The organism is Acinetobacter junii, from assembly GCF_018336855.1.
GTDB lineage: Bacteria > Pseudomonadota > Gammaproteobacteria > Pseudomonadales > Moraxellaceae > Acinetobacter > Acinetobacter junii.
Window position 1 is genome coordinate 3055940 of record NZ_CP059558.1, and the last position, 16404, is coordinate 3072343.

The 16404-nt window shown below is 38.8% G+C and carries 13 protein-coding genes; 5 read left to right on the forward strand and 8 right to left on the reverse strand.

Features of this window, described 5'->3' with window-relative positions:
• Positions 1-10 precede the first annotated feature (10 nt).
• Positions 11-760, reverse strand: a complete 750-nt coding sequence (locus H2677_RS14140; protein WP_212638793.1) for a hypothetical protein — start codon at positions 758-760, stop codon at positions 11-13.
• 175 nt (positions 761-935) lie between these two features.
• On the opposite strand from H2677_RS14140, the gene H2677_RS14145 reads away from it, so the two are divergent.
• The 4 genes from H2677_RS14145 to H2677_RS14160 all read left to right on the forward strand — a co-directional run bounded on the left by H2677_RS14145 (position 936) and on the right by H2677_RS14160 (position 4947).
• Positions 936-1631, forward strand: coding sequence for a DsbA family oxidoreductase (locus H2677_RS14145; protein ID WP_136695458.1), 696 nt, complete (start codon positions 936-938; stop codon positions 1629-1631).
• A gap of 388 nt (positions 1632-2019) precedes the next feature.
• A complete protein-coding gene (locus H2677_RS14150; protein ID WP_212638794.1) occupies positions 2020-2205 on the forward strand; it encodes a hypothetical protein in 186 nt (61 codons plus the stop codon).
• An 11-nt stretch (positions 2206-2216) separates the two neighbouring features.
• Positions 2217-3653 carry a hypothetical protein gene (locus H2677_RS14155; protein ID WP_212638795.1) on the forward strand — a complete coding sequence of 479 codons (1437 nt, stop codon included), beginning with the start codon at positions 2217-2219 and terminating at the stop codon, positions 3651-3653.
• Between the two features lie 172 nt (positions 3654-3825).
• Positions 3826-4947: a hypothetical protein gene (locus H2677_RS14160; protein WP_212638796.1), complete on the forward strand. Its 1122-nt coding sequence runs from the start codon at positions 3826-3828 to the stop codon at positions 4945-4947.
• Between the two features lie 95 nt (positions 4948-5042).
• Here H2677_RS14160 and htpG read toward each other — a convergent pair whose 3' ends face one another.
• The 5 genes from htpG to H2677_RS14185 form a co-directional block, all read right to left on the reverse strand.
• Positions 5043-6962 (reverse strand): molecular chaperone HtpG, encoded by a 1920-nt coding sequence (gene htpG, locus H2677_RS14165; RefSeq protein ID WP_212638797.1) that lies wholly within the window; start codon positions 6960-6962, stop codon positions 5043-5045.
• Positions 6963-7080: 118 nt separating this feature from the next.
• Positions 7081-7431 (reverse strand): lysozyme inhibitor LprI family protein, encoded by a 351-nt coding sequence (locus tag H2677_RS14170; protein WP_042892076.1) that lies wholly within the window; start codon positions 7429-7431, stop codon positions 7081-7083.
• Positions 7432-7551: 120 nt separating this feature from the next.
• Entirely contained in the window at positions 7552-8136 is a 585-nt protein-coding gene (locus H2677_RS14175) for an OmpW/AlkL family protein (protein ID WP_212638798.1), read from the reverse strand.
• Between the two features lie 452 nt (positions 8137-8588).
• Complete coding sequence (locus H2677_RS14180; RefSeq protein ID WP_020899659.1) at positions 8589-10010, reverse strand: Na+/H+ antiporter family protein; 1422 nt, start codon at positions 10008-10010, stop codon at positions 8589-8591.
• A 121-nt stretch (positions 10011-10131) separates the two neighbouring features.
• Entirely contained in the window at positions 10132-11007 is an 876-nt protein-coding gene (locus H2677_RS14185) for an alpha/beta fold hydrolase (protein ID WP_212387911.1), read from the reverse strand.
• Positions 11008-11121: 114 nt separating this feature from the next.
• On the opposite strand from H2677_RS14185, the gene H2677_RS14190 reads away from it, so the two are divergent.
• A complete protein-coding gene (locus H2677_RS14190) occupies positions 11122-11607 on the forward strand; it encodes a DUF4442 domain-containing protein (protein ID WP_004957412.1) in 486 nt (161 codons plus the stop codon).
• 65 nt (positions 11608-11672) lie between these two features.
• Here the strand turns inward: H2677_RS14190 and H2677_RS14195 are convergent, their stop codons facing one another.
• The gene (locus H2677_RS14195; RefSeq protein WP_004916926.1) at positions 11673-12029 is read right to left on the reverse strand and encodes a hypothetical protein; all 357 of its coding nucleotides are present in this window, start codon (positions 12027-12029) and stop codon (positions 11673-11675) included.
• Positions 12030-12199: 170 nt separating this feature from the next.
• Entirely contained in the window at positions 12200-16393 is a 4194-nt protein-coding gene (gene rpoC, locus H2677_RS14200) for a DNA-directed RNA polymerase subunit beta' (protein ID WP_004916929.1), read from the reverse strand.
• Between the last annotated feature and the right edge of the window lie 11 nt (positions 16394-16404).

A 16404-nucleotide genomic window follows, 5' to 3' on the forward strand; every position in this document is an offset into this window, starting at 1 on the left:
TCTAAATAACCTAGAGCTCTTTTTCTAAAACAGCAACATTGTTATTTTTAATTTTCTCTATTTGAGCATTTAGCTTTAAAACATCTTGGTATAACGTATTGAATTTGCGGACTTGGGCAGATTCATGAAACAAAATAAGTTTTCCTTGTCGCTGCCATTCATATTTTTTTAACAAATCAAACATCGCTTGAGCTTTCTCAATGATTTGCTGTTCTATAGCAAAAATATCTTGAGCTGGATCAACATGCAGATTCTTGGCGAGTTTTTGTTGTAGGCGTTGCTGTAACTCAGCATCTAGAGAAAGTTCTTTGGCATCAGCTAAAGCTTGAGATTGTATCTGCTGACGCTTTTTATCGTACTCTGATGATGCACGGCGAACGTCGCTAAACATTTGCTCTGTTTCTTTATAGTTCAATTTACTATCACGCTCCAATCTTTCTACATCTAAAAATGCATCCCACTGTGCTGCTTTTAATTGACGTAGATAGTGATTACGCGCCTCAATATTCTCCTTCCAATAATTCAGTAGAAACTCCGACATCAATTGATAATCACCAGATAGCCGATCATCCTCAACCTCCAATTGTACGGGCGTTGACCAATCCTGTGCTTGGATATATAGCTCACGCATTTTTTCTGCCATCACGACATCAAACATTTTCTGATTTTGAATTGTTCGCTGTTTTGAATTATTTTGATAGATGAAAAATGCCCCTATACATACCACGATCACACCGAGAATCATTAAAATACGGCGCATAAAGCCTCCCTAGTTTCATTTTATTTTTTTGTTGTTAAAGTCAGTTTAATCAATAAGAAAACAATATATATAGTTTTTATTTCACTTCTCGTAACGGAGCATTACATTTTAATCGCTTTAAATTCAGCAACTACGCCCCTATTATCTCTTTTAACGATAATTGAAGAGAAATTTTATGCGCGTTGATATTTGGTCAGATGTAGTTTGTCCTTTCTGTTACATCGGAAAAAAGCGTCTTGAACATGTAGCTGAACAAGCAGGCATTGAGCTAGATATTCATTGGCATAGCTTTGAACTTGATCCTGACGCCCCTACAAAACACGAGGTTTCAAATACTGAACGTCTCGCGCAAAAGTATGGACGTAGTTATGCAGAGATGGAAGAAATGGAGCGTAATGTCGCCGCTATGGCAGCGACTGAAGGCATCGATTTCCAATGGCAAAAAGCCAACTCTGGGAATAGTTTTAACGCTCACCGCATCATTCATTTGGCACAAAGCAAAGGTTTAGGTAATGAAGCAAAAGAAGCTTTTTTCCATGCTTATATGACTGAAGGTTTGGCGATTGGTGAGCGAGAAGTTGTTGAGGAAATTGCTTCGCGTATTGGTTTAGACAATGCTGAAGTTGAATACGTGTTAGATTCAGATGAATTAGCTGACTTTGTACGTCATGATGAAAAAATTGCACATGAGCAATTGAAGGTCACAGGCGTTCCTTTCTTTGTTTTTGATCAGAAACTTGCTCTTTCAGGCGCACAGCCTCGAGAAATCTTTTTACAAGCACTTCAACAAGCACAAACCTCATCAGTAGAAAGCATTGAGCAGGACAACTCAGCTCAATGTAATGATGAATCTTGTGAAATCAAACATTAAGACATCATTCATCACATAGGTTTCGGTTCACCCCGAAACCTATGCGTTTCACGCATGTAAAAATCAATACAATTCCAATCATTATTGATCACAAATCAGGCATTTTTATTGCACTAAATAATATGAAACAAATCCTGTAATTACTTTGATCAAGTTTTGACTACAGGCTTTGTGATGAAGCTCACATAAAGAATTTAAATTTATAGATATCTTTGTGTATAGTCATCTAATTATCCGATTCTATCTTTTAATACGTAGCAGTTTTAAAGCTAAAAGTATGATCTAAATCTCGATTTAGCAAATTTAAATACAGAATTTGAATAACTTAGGTACTATAGATTTTACGCATTTTTCTTCTATAATCGTCATAAAGTGACAATCTTTTGTTATGGAAATGCAAGAGTTACAAGCCTTAATAAACGGTCAGATTCAACTAGAACAAATATGTGTAGAACAGCTTGTAGCATTGGCAAAACAGCACACTTTGGCAACCACGACTGAATACAAATTGCTTGAAGATGCTGTCAATGTTGTACTTACTTATTATTTAAAACAGGCTCAAGCCTATCTCTAAGGAAATAAGCAATGGACGTATTAGAGAAAGCATTATTGGTTGATGAGCTCAAACATCTTATTGTTGGGCTTAATGATAATAAAGCTTCGCTTTTTGAAATTGCCAAATCAAAAAAAAGAATTAAAGACATTTGTGCATCATGTAATGACCCTCTTTTTCAAGAAGAATTAGCGCAGTTCAAACAATATATACAACAAGAAGAAGTCCCATCTGAGGAACTTGCTGCATATGGTTTTTCGATGACTTATTACGGCACATATAACTTCTCAGAAAAAATTGAGCATGCTTTATTTGCTGCTCCTGATATGGGATGGGCAACCTTACGCCAAGCTAATCATTGGCAAGTATGGGTGGTTCGCCCTGCTTTGTCATTTTTGAAAAGTCCGTGGATGGACTCAAGCAAAGAAGCTTTAGAATGGTTAACTAAACACGCTAAGCAATATGTCAAAACTGATGAGCAGCTAAAACAAATCATTCCAATCTTAGAACCAATCAGTGAAGCTGGGTTAGATTCAACAACAAAGGCAACTCAAACTGAAACCAAGGATGTGTTAACGGTGCTTAAAGAGAAAACTGCGAATTTCGATGCACAGCTTGAAGCGATTATTCAAGAAAAATTACAAACTGCACCACCAATTGCACCTTCGACACCATCAGTTGCGAGCAGACCAAAACCAAGTTTTAAATCCGCTTCTCGACCGACTGCGAATCTAGAAAAAATTAAACCTCTAAATACAGAATTTAATCTAGATGGTTTAGTTTGCCGACTTGAACGTGTAGATCCAAAAGTTTTTCCATCTTTGTATCATGTAGATCTACATGATGAGATTGATCAAAACATTAAAATTGATTGGTTATATTTAAAAGCTGAAAATGATGAACAACCAATTTGGGAAACAGCTCAAATCTTTTTAGCTGAACAACTCTATGCACAAGGTCAATTTTCACATTATGTTGTCTTAATTGGTACACACAGCGTTGAATATGCAACGAGTGTTTTACAAACCTACACTGATCAACGCCATACGCGTACCAGCTCCATACATCAGACACATTGGACGACCTTTAAACAGAACTATCATCAACATGAAACGTTGTTTAATGAATGCATCATGAATGGTCATACAGTTTGGCAACGTGATGAAGATGCTTATCCATATATTCCAGCATCATTTATCAATACACAGAAGTTCATTCCTTTTGAAGAAACAGCGGCTAATTTCCTTACACCAATTATTCTGTTGAAAGAACGTCAAAAAATTCGTGTGATACATGGCTTAGAACGCATCAAACTTTCCTCTGAAGATCAAGCTTATCCATTCTTATTACTTGATCGTGCAAACGGCTATACATGGCAATTGATTCGACAAGTGATTAGTAGTTTAGCTCAACCAATCTCAGTCCACGCCTTGTATGATGCTTTAGCTAAGGCGGACGTTTCAGCATAACAAAAATCTATCACAAGATTTATATAGCCTCATTCATCTCAGAATGTGGCTTATTTTTTTTAAAGTTTATTTGTATAGCTCTCTGATAAATTGCTGTTTTTTGTGTCTAAATATTGATTTTAATAACGAAATAATAAAGAGTGAAAAGAAGAACAATATATAAGCTTAAATTATGAATACTTTTTTAAAAACGGTCCCTATCGCCCTTGTTCCAACACTTTTGGCTCTTCCATTCGGCGTGATAACTCAAGCCACTTACGCCACTGAAGAAATATCCGTTCAGGGTGAACAAGCTCATGCATCAGAGTCGGCAAATCTATTAAGTTATATACCTAAATGGGTCGATGCTACACCCACTATACTTCCTGAACAATCTGATGAACCTATCGTTCCACCAACTTCAGAAACAGAAGATAGAACCTGGATTGATCGCAAACAAAAAGATATTCGGAATTGGGCAGATCGAACTTCTGTCAAAATTGATGATTGGTTTGGAGATGTAGATCCAGAAAAGCCTGCTTCAGCTACCATTCGGGTCTTGGTTGATAATTATTGGAATAAATATGATCAATATGAGGTTAAACCTCGTATTCGTGGAAAAATCAAACTACCAACATTAGAAAAAAAATTCAGTGTGGTTTTTGGTGATGACTCGCTTGATGATGAGTTTGACAACAATGTTGCCAATACCAACACTCAACCGAATCAAGATCCTGATAAAAAATTTGATTCAAAACAAACTAGAGACAGTAATGGATCAATCGCATTACGTTGGTCAAATTTCTCCAAACGACTACCATTTGATACCGATGCAGATATCGGTATTCGCTCTGGTGATGATGTTTATTTACGTTTGAGAGCAAAAAAATATTGGGATTTAGATCATGACTTTAATTTCAATGCTGAACAAATCTATCGCTATGGCAGTAAAAGTGAAAACTATCTTCGAACAAATTTAGAACTGATTCACGCACGCCCAAACCAACCTTTTTTATCAAATCAGCTCAGTTTGACCTATGCTGATACACAAGATGATGATCTACGATGGGACAACCGTACATTCCGCCAACACCAATTTTTCGCACACAATAGTTTTAAGTACGGTATTTACACGGGTGGCTATTACGATAACAACGATTTACGTCTAAATAGTTGGGGACCTTTTGTATCTTGGCGACAACCTCTTTGGCGCGAATGGTTCTATGTACAAGGAGATCTCAATTATTTTAACGACCACCGTGAAGATCGAAGCCATTACGTCAGTACATTTGTTCGCTTTGAAAGTTTGTTTTGATGAAATTAACAGCAATCTTGTGGATAACTTTAAGTTTATCCATAGCAAAAAACCTCTAAGTGATTAGAGGTTTTTTGCTATCAGATGAGATAAAACTACTTCAATAGTAGGCTATTGATCCGTCTTACATATGCTGCTGGATCTTCAGGTAAACCACCCTCTGCAATAACAGCCTGATCAAAAATCACATTGGCTAAGTCATCAAATTGCTCTGAACTTTCTAACTTTTTCACCAGTGGATGTTCAGGGTTAATTTCAAGGGTAGGCTTAATCTCTGGAACTGCTTGTCCTGCTTGTTTAAGCATACGTACCAACTGAGGTGAAAGCTCACCCTCACTAGTGACTAAGCATGCTGGAGAATCCACCAACCGTGTAGTAACACGGACTTCTTTAGTTTTCTCTTTGAGTGAAGCACTCAAGCGATCGACGACAGGTTTAAACTGCTCAGCTGCCTCTTCAAGCGCTTTTTTCTCTTCAGCATCTTGTAAATCGCCTAAGTCAACAGCACCCTTTGAAACATTCTGTAATGGCGTACCATCGAACTCATGGACAAAATTCATCGCCCAATCATCAACACGATCTGCCATCAGCAATACTTCAATGCCTTTTTTCTTAAATACTTCAAGTTGAGGAGAGTTTTTAGCAGCACTCAAACTTTCAGCCGTCACATAATAAATAGCCTTCTGACCTTCTTTCATACGCGACTTGTAGTCAGCAAAAGACGTAACAACCTCATCATTAGTCGACGTTGCGTAACGCAATAATTTTAAAATGCGCTCACGATTACCAAAGTCTTCGCCTAGACCTTCTTTTAATACAGATCCAAATTCCGCATAGAATTTTTTGAATTTCTCTTGATCTTTTTCATCTTCAGATTTAGCTAAACTATCTAATAAGGTTAATACACGGCGTGCATTCCCTTCACGAATAGTTTTAACATCACGGCTTTCTTGCAATAACTCTCGGCTGACGTTCAATGGCAAATCAGCACTATCCACGACACCTTGTACAAATCGTAAATAATTTGGAATCAAATTATCTGCTTCATCCATGATGAAAACACGTTTCACATATAGCTTAATGCCAGCTTTTGCTTCACGGGTAAATAAATCTTGTTTCGCTTGACTTGGGATATACAACAATTGCGTATATTCAGTACTTCCCTCAACTCGGTTATGTGCCCAAGCCAATGGTTCTGCAAAGTCGTGACTTAAATTTTTGTAAAACTCGATGTACTGCTCTTCAGTAATTTCACTCTTGCTACGTGTCCATAATGCACTCGCAGAGTTAATCGCTTCCCATTCATCTGTTTTGACCATTTGACCACCTTTAGGCTCTTCGCCCTCAGCAGTCTCTTCCTCTTGCCAGACTTCTTTTTGCATTTCGATTGGCAAGCTAATATGGTCAGAATATTTATTAACGATTTGTTTTACTTTCCAAGATTCTAAATAATCCAGTGCATCATCACGTAGGTGCAAGATGATATCTGTACCGCGTGTTGCTTTATCAATGCTTTGAACCTCAAACTCACCTGTTCCACCACTAATCCAACGTACCGCTTCAGTTGAAGCTAAACCAGCACGACGAGATTCGACAGTGATTTTATCCGCAACAATAAAACCTGAATAAAAACCAACACCAAACTGACCGATCAATTGCGCATCTGCTTTCTGATCACCAGTCAACTTAGACATAAAATCTTTTGTACCTGATTTTGCAATCGTACCTAGATTATCAATCGCTTCTTGTTGGCTTAGACCGATACCATTGTCTGAAATTGTAAGCGTTTTATTTTCTTTGTCTAAAGTCAGACGCACTCGTAAATTTGGATCATTTTCATAATATTCGGGATGATTAATTCCCTCAAAACGTAATTTATCACATGCATCTGATGCATTCGAAATGAGTTCACGTAAGAAAATTTCTGGGTTTGAATAGAGAGAATGCGTCACTAAATGCAATAACTGAGCAACTTCAGCTTGGAAACTATAATTTTGTGATGCTTGTTCACTCATAAATCACTCCTTATTTGTGAGGCTTATCAATTTGGAATGATCTATGAATGGTGTATAACTAAAATTTTTCAATCCTTAAAATGCAATTTTTTATCTAAATCACTCAAATTTACGTGAGCTAAAAAGGTCCCTGACTCAACACGCGATCTTGTAGGATACGATCAAGTTGTTGTTGTCTTTGTAAATACGCTTTACTCAAACATAATGTTTTGGCACCGCAACGATTACGCTGTTTCAACCATTGAAACTGCTTATCTTTTTCAGCATCACGCCCTCCCATTGGAAGAGCATGCAAGATAATTTGATAAGTTGTTGCCAACTTTACATCGGCATCATTTAATTCTCGTTGATTACAAATCTGATGTTCAACCGTTGATTTTGCTTGATGGCATGGAAAACTAGCAGCTTCCACAGATGAAATAAATAATGGAAACAAAATAAACCCAATACACCCTAATTTAAATTTCATATCAAATCACACATAAATATAGTGAATTCTATTTATAATAAGAGCAGTTTTTTAATTTTTATGTAGGTTTTTAATATAAAAAAAGCCCCACATAATGTGAGGCTTGCACAACTAGATGACTTAGAATTTATAGCTATAACCGAGGGTATAGACCATTGGATTCAAGTCTAATTTAAATTTAGTACCATCAACTAATTTAACTTTAGGGCTAATGTCTGCATAACGTGCATCAAAGTACACACCCCAGTTTTTCGCATCAGCAGGTTGGAAATTGAAACCTAACTGACCTGCAACACCGTATGCATTTTTTACGTCATCCGCCACGCCTTTTTCATGCCATGCAATAAATGCTGTACCACCGACACCGATATAAGGCGTGAAACGAGTTGAATTTTTAAAATTATATTTTGCTGTAATTGTTGGCGGTAATTGGCGCACACTTGCAACCTTTTCACCATTTAATAAAACATCGTGATTAATAGGATTAGCTAATAACACTTCAGCAGAAAACGGTGTATCACCAAAGAAATATTCAACTGACGGTGTAAATGCAAATTCATGATCCCCTTTTACCGTAGCACCAGGTGCAAGCGTTGTATCTGCTGTTGGGTCAATTAAACTCGCACCCACTTTAATTTGAAAACCTCCTGCAAATGCAGTTGAAGATAACCCCAATAATGCGACCACTAAAACTTTATTTAACATTTAAATAACCTCATTTAAAAAATTATGTTCTTGTCCAATATAATAAACACCAGTTCACATTATTATGCAATAGAGATAAAATCCGACTATTTTAATTATTTACCTAATCCATTGAATAACAAAAAAATATAATTGTTAAAATATGTAATATAACTTTAATCCAGACCATTTAAGTCAAGATAAATACCTATAAAACCTAGCTATTTTGTCAGAATTAGCCATTAATAAAGATAGGTAAATTTATTTAAAAAATAGAATTTAAGTTTACTTCAAAATAACAAAACCATATTTTTTAATATAAAGTAATTATTATTTAAATAGAATAAAAAAGAGACGAAAAATGTCACCTAATTATTTTAAAATCAGATAACCAAGATATTAAATAAATAAAATACGTGATTTAATTCACAAAAAATAAGGCCCTTAATCAGGGCCTTTATTTAGAAAGATTATTATAGAATCATGGCTGCAATCCAGCCAAAGATCAAAAGAGGAATATTAAAATGGATAAATGTTGGAACAACCGTATCCCAAATATGATCATGTTGACCGTCCACACCTAAACCAGCCGTTGGTCCCAAAGTTGAATCCGATGCTGGTGATCCTGCATCTCCCAAAGCCGCAGCTGTACCGATCAATGCAATCGTCGCCAATGGCGAAAATCCAAACTGCACACACAACGGTACATAAATAACAGCCAATACAGGCACACTCGAAAAAGACGATCCAATCCCAATCGTGACAAATAAGCCGATAAATAACATCAGAAATGCAGCTAATGCATGATTATCACCAATGATATTGACCACACCATTTACCAATTGATTAATATCGCCTGTATGCGTCATGACTGATGCAAATCCAGCAGCAGAAATCATGATGAAGCCTACCAATGCCATCATCCGCATGCCTTGCACAAAAACATCATCCGCATCTTGCCATTTAAAAATTCCAGAAGCGGATAGCACAGCAAATCCAACCAATCCACCTAGAATCATAGAACCAGAATACAGTTGTGCAACCAGAGTCAGTACAATTGCAAGCAAAGCCATAAACATGGTTTTCTTAGAAATTGTCGGTACATTTTCTGCTTCATGTCGAAGCTCTTCAGCATCGGCTTTGAGATCATGCTCAACTTGAGATGTTGTACGCAATGGTTTATCTAAATCAATAGTTTTTACCGTTGTGATTGTACGATCTACATATTCTCGTGGCTTACGGTAACTCACAAACACTGCCACAAGCGTACCAAGAACCATTCCTAAAACAGGAATAGCCATTCCAATCGGCATCATACTGCGTTCGACATGCAAACCATATGCTGCACCAATTTTGTTAATATTTCCCATCAAAATCTGTTCAAGGAAAATCGCACCAAAACCAACAGGCAGGAAAATATATGTTCCCACTAAACCAAGCGTTAGCACACATGCTGCCGCACGACGATCCAATTTTAGATGGTTCATGACTTTCAGCAATGGAGGTACCAGTACAGGGATAAAAGCGATATGAACTGGGATTAAGTTTTGCGAAAAGATTGCTGCAATTAACAAAATAGTTAATAAAAGATACTTCACCTTTTTTTCTTGATTTTTACTTGCTTCAAAGCCCAGTAAACCAATCAATTTATGCGCAAGTAAGTCAGGTAAACCTGATTTAGAAAGTGCTAAAGCAAACGCACCTAATACTGCATAGGCTAAGGCAACTTCAGCACCATCACCTAAACCAGCATTAAATGCTTCCACAGTTTGGGAAAGACTCAAACCTGCAACTAAACCACCAATAATGGCTGAAATCACTAAAGTGAGAACAACAGAAACTCGTGCCAGTGACAGTATAAACATCACGGCAATCGCGATTACGACAGCATTCATGAAAAAAGTAGGAGCAAAAGAAAGGCGACATTCTAGCAGATTCATTGAGATGAAGCTGAAAATATCGCCGAATAAAGTGCGTAAATCTTATGTGATTTTTATTGTTAAATATCGTTCAATCTTAAGCAGCCTGACGCTGAATAAAACCACGAATAAGTTCAGCAATTTTCGCAGGTTGGCTGATGACAGCCCAATGATTCGCATCGAGTTCTGTATATTCAAAATTTTCAACCCACTTCGGCATAGACTCAGTAATATATTCTGGGCTAACAAATGCATCGCGACGCAATACAATCGCTTGTACTGGGCATTGCGCATAACGTTGACGCGGTTGAGTTAAAGAAGGAATAAAGTTTGCACGATATAAGTTAATCCCGTATTTACCATCTGCAACAATATTTGCATTTAATGGTAAATCTTGTTTTTTCTCTAGTCCATTCAAGATTTTGCCCCATTTTTCTGGACTGAAGAAAGTCCAAACTGTAGGTGCAATGAGTGGTAAATGGAATGCGCCTATATACCATGACTTTGTCAGCATTTTCAGAACATTTGCTGGCGCTGATTTGAACTTTTCACGCAAATATAAAGAAGCATGATCTAAGCAAGGACCAGAGATCGTTGTATAAGACAACAAACGACCTTTAAGTTTAGGCTCAGTTGCCGATTCCCAAGATTGTAATGAACCCCAATCATGGGCTGCCATATGGAAATTACGATTTGGTAAAACTTGATCTACCACTTCTTGTAAATCTAATGACAAACGCGGTAGACGATAGTCTTTGATACGTTTTGGAATAGAAGATAAACCTGCACCACGCACATCATAAGTTACAATAAAATAATCATTGACGAGCTTTTCAATAATTGGCTCCCAAACTTCCTGATTATCTGGATAACCATGTACTAAAACCAATGGTGTTTTTTTCTCATCGCCCCATGTCTTCACACACAGTGTTTGCTGATCAGAAGTTGTGACAGTTTTTACTTGTGGTTGCATAATTTTTCCCATTTTGTTTTCAAGTGGCTTGGTCAACTAAACAGCCATTGCCAGCGATACAATAAAAATGATACTTATGGAGTATGAATAGAGTTATCAGAAAAAAAATTGACCATGAAAAACTTTTTCAAAAAAATTCGAACCATTCCAGCCGTTTCAAAATTTATGATCAATCATTACTCACCCTATCGCGGTGCAGGAATTGCAATTGAAACGATTGATCTCGACAATTATTTCATTCGAATCAAAATGCCGCTTACACGAAAAAATCGAAATATCGTTGGAACACATTTTGGTGGCAGCTTGTACTCTATGGTTGATCCCTTTTATATGCTTATTTTGATGCATCATTTGGGAAACAAATACATTGTGTGGGATAAAAGTGCTGCAATCAATTTTTTATCACCAGGTCGAAGCACTGTTTATGCTGATATTCGGATCAGCGCAGAAGAAATTAGCGAAATTAAACGATTAGCTGAAAATCACGAACCTGTACTCCGATCATATACTTTAAATATTGTGGATGAAGCTGGTACTCGGATCGCAGAAGTCGAGAAAACCTTATACATTCGTAGAAAAAAGGCTAAAGCTACTACCTAATCTATATAGCTAGATAAAAAATGCCTGTAAGGAATCACAGGCATTTTGGTTTAAGAAACTAGAGATTATTTCTTTTCTTGGATGGCAGCACCTGCACCACCACCAATCGCACCACCAATTGCAGCACCAGAATCACCACCTAATAACGCTTTACCTACAACCGAACCAATACCTGCTCCAATTGCACTACTTGTAGTCGTACGGCTACTACCACCTTGGGTATTTGCTCCTACACCAGCACCAGCTGCCGCCCCTACACCCGCACCTAGACCACCACCAACATGGTTACCAACACCACCACCTACTGCACCACCTAAGGCTGCTGCACCGATACGCTGGTCTGATGCACTCATATTTTGACAACCTGTAAACATAACCGTTGATATGACTAAAGCGGAAACAACACCAATTGTTTTTTTCATGACGGATACTCTCCTGTTCTGTATGTTAAAAATAATAATCTTCTTTTATGTGGACTTTGATCATGTTATGTAATTTGAGTTAGCTAATACTTTAATATTTGTAAATTTAAACTCAATCTTAAACCAATAAAAAAAGCACCCGAAGGTGCTTTTTTTGAATCAACTCATAATTAGAATTGATCTGAATTTAATGCTTGGCTGAACGCTTGATCAACTTCACTGAAATCATTGTGAAGTTCAAACTCAGCAGCTTCCGCTTCTTGACGACGACGTTCTAGGTGATACGCAAGACCTGTACCAGCAGGAATCAAACGACCTACAACAACGTTTTCTTTCAAGCCACGTAAATCATCTTCTTTACCTGTTACAGCCGCTTCAGTTAACACACGTGTTGTTTCCTGGAACGATGCAGCAGAGATGAACGAGTCAGTAGAAAGCGACGCTTTAGTAATACCCATCAATTGACGTTCAAACTTCGCAGGGAACTTGTTCTGAGCCAAGACAGCTTGGTTCTCTTGAACAACACGGATGTAATCCACTTGTTCGCCTTTAATAAAGCTTGTATCGCCACCATCAGTGATTTCAACTTTACGCAACATTTGACGTACGACGACTTCAATGTGCTTATCGTTGATTTTTACACCTTGGAGACGGTAAACGTCTTGAACTTCGTTCACGATGTAGTTTGTTAAAGCAACTTCGCCTTTCAAACGTAAGATGTCATGTGGGTTTTGTGGACCATCAGAAATGGTTTCACCACGGTTTACATGCTCACCCTCGAACACGTTGATTTGACGCCATTTAGGAATCAACTCTTCGTAGATCTCTGAACCATCATCAGGTGTGATCACTAAACGGTTCTTACCTTTGGTCTCTTTACCAAAGCTTACGATACCAGACACTTCTGCCAAAATCGCATGCTCTTTTGGTTTACGTGCTTCAAACAAGTCTGCAACGCGTGGAAGACCACCGGTAATATCACGAGTACGTGAAGATTCTTGTGGTACACGACCGATTACATCACCCACACCAATCGTTTCACCATCACGGACAGTCACGATTGTATTTTGTGGCAAGAAGTAGAACTGTTCGCCGCCATCTGTTGTATCCAACACGATCGCAGGACGTAAATCTTTACCAGAAGCAGGACGTGCTGTTACTGGTAAGATTTCAACAGTCGTCATACCTGTTGCATCATCAGTCTTAGAGGTAGCAGTTACACCATCAGCGATTTGGCTGAAACGTGCTTTACCCGCAACTTCTGTAACAAGTGGATGTGTATGTGGATCCCAAGTCGCTACGATACCGCCAGCTTCTACAGTCTCACCATCTTTCAACAAGATGCTGGCACCGTAAGGAAGTTTATAACGCTCGCGCTCACGACCTAAGTCATCCGCAATACCAATTTCACCTGAACGAGAAACTGACACTAAGTGACCTTTGGCATGTTGTACAGTTTTCACATTGTGGAAACGTACAGTACCTTTGTTACGTACTTGAACGCTGTTCGCAGCAGAAGTTCGGCTCGCAGCACCACCAACGTGGAACGTACGCATCGTTAACTGTGTACCAGGTTCACCAATTGACTGAGCAGCCATTACACCGACTGATTCACCTGGATTCACCAAGTGACCACGTGCAAGGTCACGACCATAACAACGAGCACACACACCGAATGTAGATTCACATGCAATTACTGAGCGTACTTTAACTTCATCGACACCCGCTTCTTCAAGCTGAGCTGCGATTTTCTCGTCAATAAGCGTACCGCGAGGTAATACAACTTCATCATCAGATGCACGACGTACATCTTCAGCCGTTACACGACCTAATACGCGGTCACGTAATGGCTCGATGACATCACCACCTTGAATGAATGGAGTCATCACTAAACCACCCGCTGTACCACAGTCAGGTTCAGTAATTACTAAGTCTTGTGCTACGTCTACTAGACGTCGAGTCAAGTAACCAGAGTTTGCTGTTTTTAAAGCTGTATCGGCCAAACCTTTACGCGCACCGTGTGTTGAAATGAAGTACTGAAGTACTGTCAAACCTTCACGGAAGTTTGCTTTAATCGGTGTCTCAATGATCGAGCCATCTGGCTTCGCCATCAAACCACGCATACCTGCTAACTGACGAATCTGAGCTGCCGAACCACGGGCACCCGAGTCAGACATCATGTAGATACTGTTGAATGATTTCTGCTTCTCGTCTTCACCTTGCTTGTTTTTAACAAGTGTGTAAGACAAGTTATCCATCATTGCTTTCGCAACCTGGTCATTGGTACGCGCCCAAATATCGACCACTTTGTTATAGCGCTCACCCGCAGTTACGAAACCTTGCTCAAACTGTTGTTCGATTTCACGAACTTCTGTTTCAGCTTTGTCAATAATGACTTGTTTCGTTGGTGGGATCAGCATGTCTTCCATACCAACAGATACACCTGAACGCGTCGCTTGACGGAAGCCCAAATACATCAATTGGTCAGCGAAGATAACAGTATCTTTCAAACCAAGTTTACGGTAGCAAGAGTTGATTAACTTAGAGATGTTCTTTTTAGTCATCTCAAGGTTGATCATATCAAAGCTTAAACCTTGTGGAACAACTTCCCAAAGTAAGCAACGACCTGGTGTTGTATCAACGATAATCGTTTGCTGTTCACGTTCACCATTTTCATTGATCACAGTTTGGTGTACACGTACTTTTACACGTGCGTGAATCGCTACCTTACCCGTTGCCAATGCGCGGTTTACTTCGTGAGTATCCGCAAACACCATGCCTTCACCTTTGGCATTTACTGCATCACGTGTGATGTAGTAAAGACCCAATACAACGTCCTGAGAAGGAACGATGATTGGTTCACCATTTGCAGGTGACAAGATGTTGTTTGTTGACATCATCAATGCACGAGCTTCAAGCTGCGCTTCCAATGTCAATGGAACGTGTACCGCCATTTGGTCACCATCGAAGTCGGCGTTAAACGCAGCACATACGAGTGGGTGAAGACGGATCGCCTTACCTTCAATCAGAATCGGTTCAAATGCTTGAAGACCTAAACGGTGAAGTGTTGGCGCACGGTTCAACATCACTGGATGTTGACGAATTACAGAAGCAAGAACGTCCCAAACTTCTGGAGTCTCACGCTCAACCATTTTCTTCGCAGCTTTAATGGTTGTTGCTTGACCAGATGCTTGTAGTTTCGCGAAAATAAATGGTTTGAATAATTCAAGCGCCATTTTCTTCGGAAGACCACATTGGTGAAGACGTAAAGTAGGACCTACAGTAATTACCGAACGACCAGAATAGTCAACACGTTTACCAAGTAAGTTTTGACGGAAACGACCTTGTTTACCTTTGATCATATCAGCCAAAGATTTCAATGGACGTTTGTTCGAACCTGTAATCGCACGACCACGACGACCGTTATCAAGCAATGCATCAACAGACTCTTGTAACATACGTTTTTCGTTACGTACGATAATGTCTGGTGCAGCAAGGTCGAGAAGACGTTTCAAACGGTTGTTACGGTTAATCACACGACGATATAGATCGTTTAAGTCTGAAGTCGCGAAACGACCACCTTCAAGTGGTACAAGCGGACGTAAATCTGGTGGAAGTACTGGAAGTACATTCATCACCATCCATTCAGGCTTATTGTTTGATTCTTTGAATGCTTCCATCAACTTCAAACGTTTAGACGCTTTTTTAAGTTTCGTCTCTGAAGTCGTTTGTGGAATCTCTTCACGTAAACGAGCAATTTCAGCTTCAAGATCAATGTCTTTTAACAAGTCTTGAACAGCTTCTGCACCCATTTTCGCTGTGAATTCATCACCGTGCTCTTCAAGTGCATTGTAGTATTCTTCATCCGTTAAAAGTTGATACTTTTCAAACGGAGTCATACCAGGATCAGTAACGACATAAGATTCGAAATACAATACGCGCTCGATATCACGTAATGTCATATCAAGAAGTAAACCAATACGGCTCGGTAATGATTTCAAGAACCAAATGTGTGCAACTGGAGAAGCAAGTTCAATGTGACCCATACGTTCACGACGAACTTTAGCAGTCGTTACTTCAACGCCACATTTTTCACAAATGACGCCTTTATATTTCATACGCTTGTATTTACCACACAAGCATTCGTAATCTTTTACTGGACCAAAGATTTTGGCACAGAACAAACCGTCACGTTCAGGTTTAAAAGTACGGTAGTTAATGGTTTCAGGCTTTTTAACTTCACCGTGAGACCATGACTTAATCATCTCTGGTGACGCAAGACCAATACGGATACGGTCAAATTCAATCGGTGCATGACCTTCTGAATCCGTTTTCTTACGCATGATATCGAGCAAGTCTTTCAATTTTTTTCTCC

Bases quoted from the DNA above. Each gene is read 5' to 3' on its own strand.
- H2677_RS14170 (WP_042892076.1), bottom strand. From the start codon at position 7,431: ATGAAATTTAAATTAGGGTGTATTGGGTTTATTTTGTTTCCATTATTT.
- H2677_RS14180 (WP_020899659.1), bottom strand. From the start codon at position 10,010: ATGAATGCTGTCGTAATCGCGATTGCCGTGATGTTTATACTGTCACTG.
- H2677_RS14155 (WP_212638795.1), top strand. From the start codon at position 2,217: ATGGACGTATTAGAGAAAGCATTATTGGTTGATGAGCTCAAACATCTT.
- H2677_RS14185 (WP_212387911.1), bottom strand. From the start codon at position 11,007: ATGCAACCACAAGTAAAAACTGTCACAACTTCTGATCAGCAAACACTG.
- htpG (WP_212638797.1), bottom strand. From the start codon at position 6,962: ATGAGTGAACAAGCATCACAAAATTATAGTTTCCAAGCTGAAGTTGCT.
- H2677_RS14195 (WP_004916926.1), bottom strand. From the start codon at position 12,029: ATGAAAAAAACAATTGGTGTTGTTTCCGCTTTAGTCATATCAACGGTT.
- H2677_RS14190 (WP_004957412.1), top strand. From the start codon at position 11,122: ATGAAAAACTTTTTCAAAAAAATTCGAACCATTCCAGCCGTTTCAAAA.
- H2677_RS14175 (WP_212638798.1), bottom strand. From the start codon at position 8,136: ATGTTAAATAAAGTTTTAGTGGTCGCATTATTGGGGTTATCTTCAACT.
- H2677_RS14150 (WP_212638794.1), top strand. From the start codon at position 2,020: ATGGAAATGCAAGAGTTACAAGCCTTAATAAACGGTCAGATTCAACTA.
- H2677_RS14160 (WP_212638796.1), top strand. From the start codon at position 3,826: ATGAATACTTTTTTAAAAACGGTCCCTATCGCCCTTGTTCCAACACTT.
- H2677_RS14140 (WP_212638793.1), bottom strand. From the start codon at position 760: ATGCGCCGTATTTTAATGATTCTCGGTGTGATCGTGGTATGTATAGGG.
- H2677_RS14145 (WP_136695458.1), top strand. From the start codon at position 936: ATGCGCGTTGATATTTGGTCAGATGTAGTTTGTCCTTTCTGTTACATC.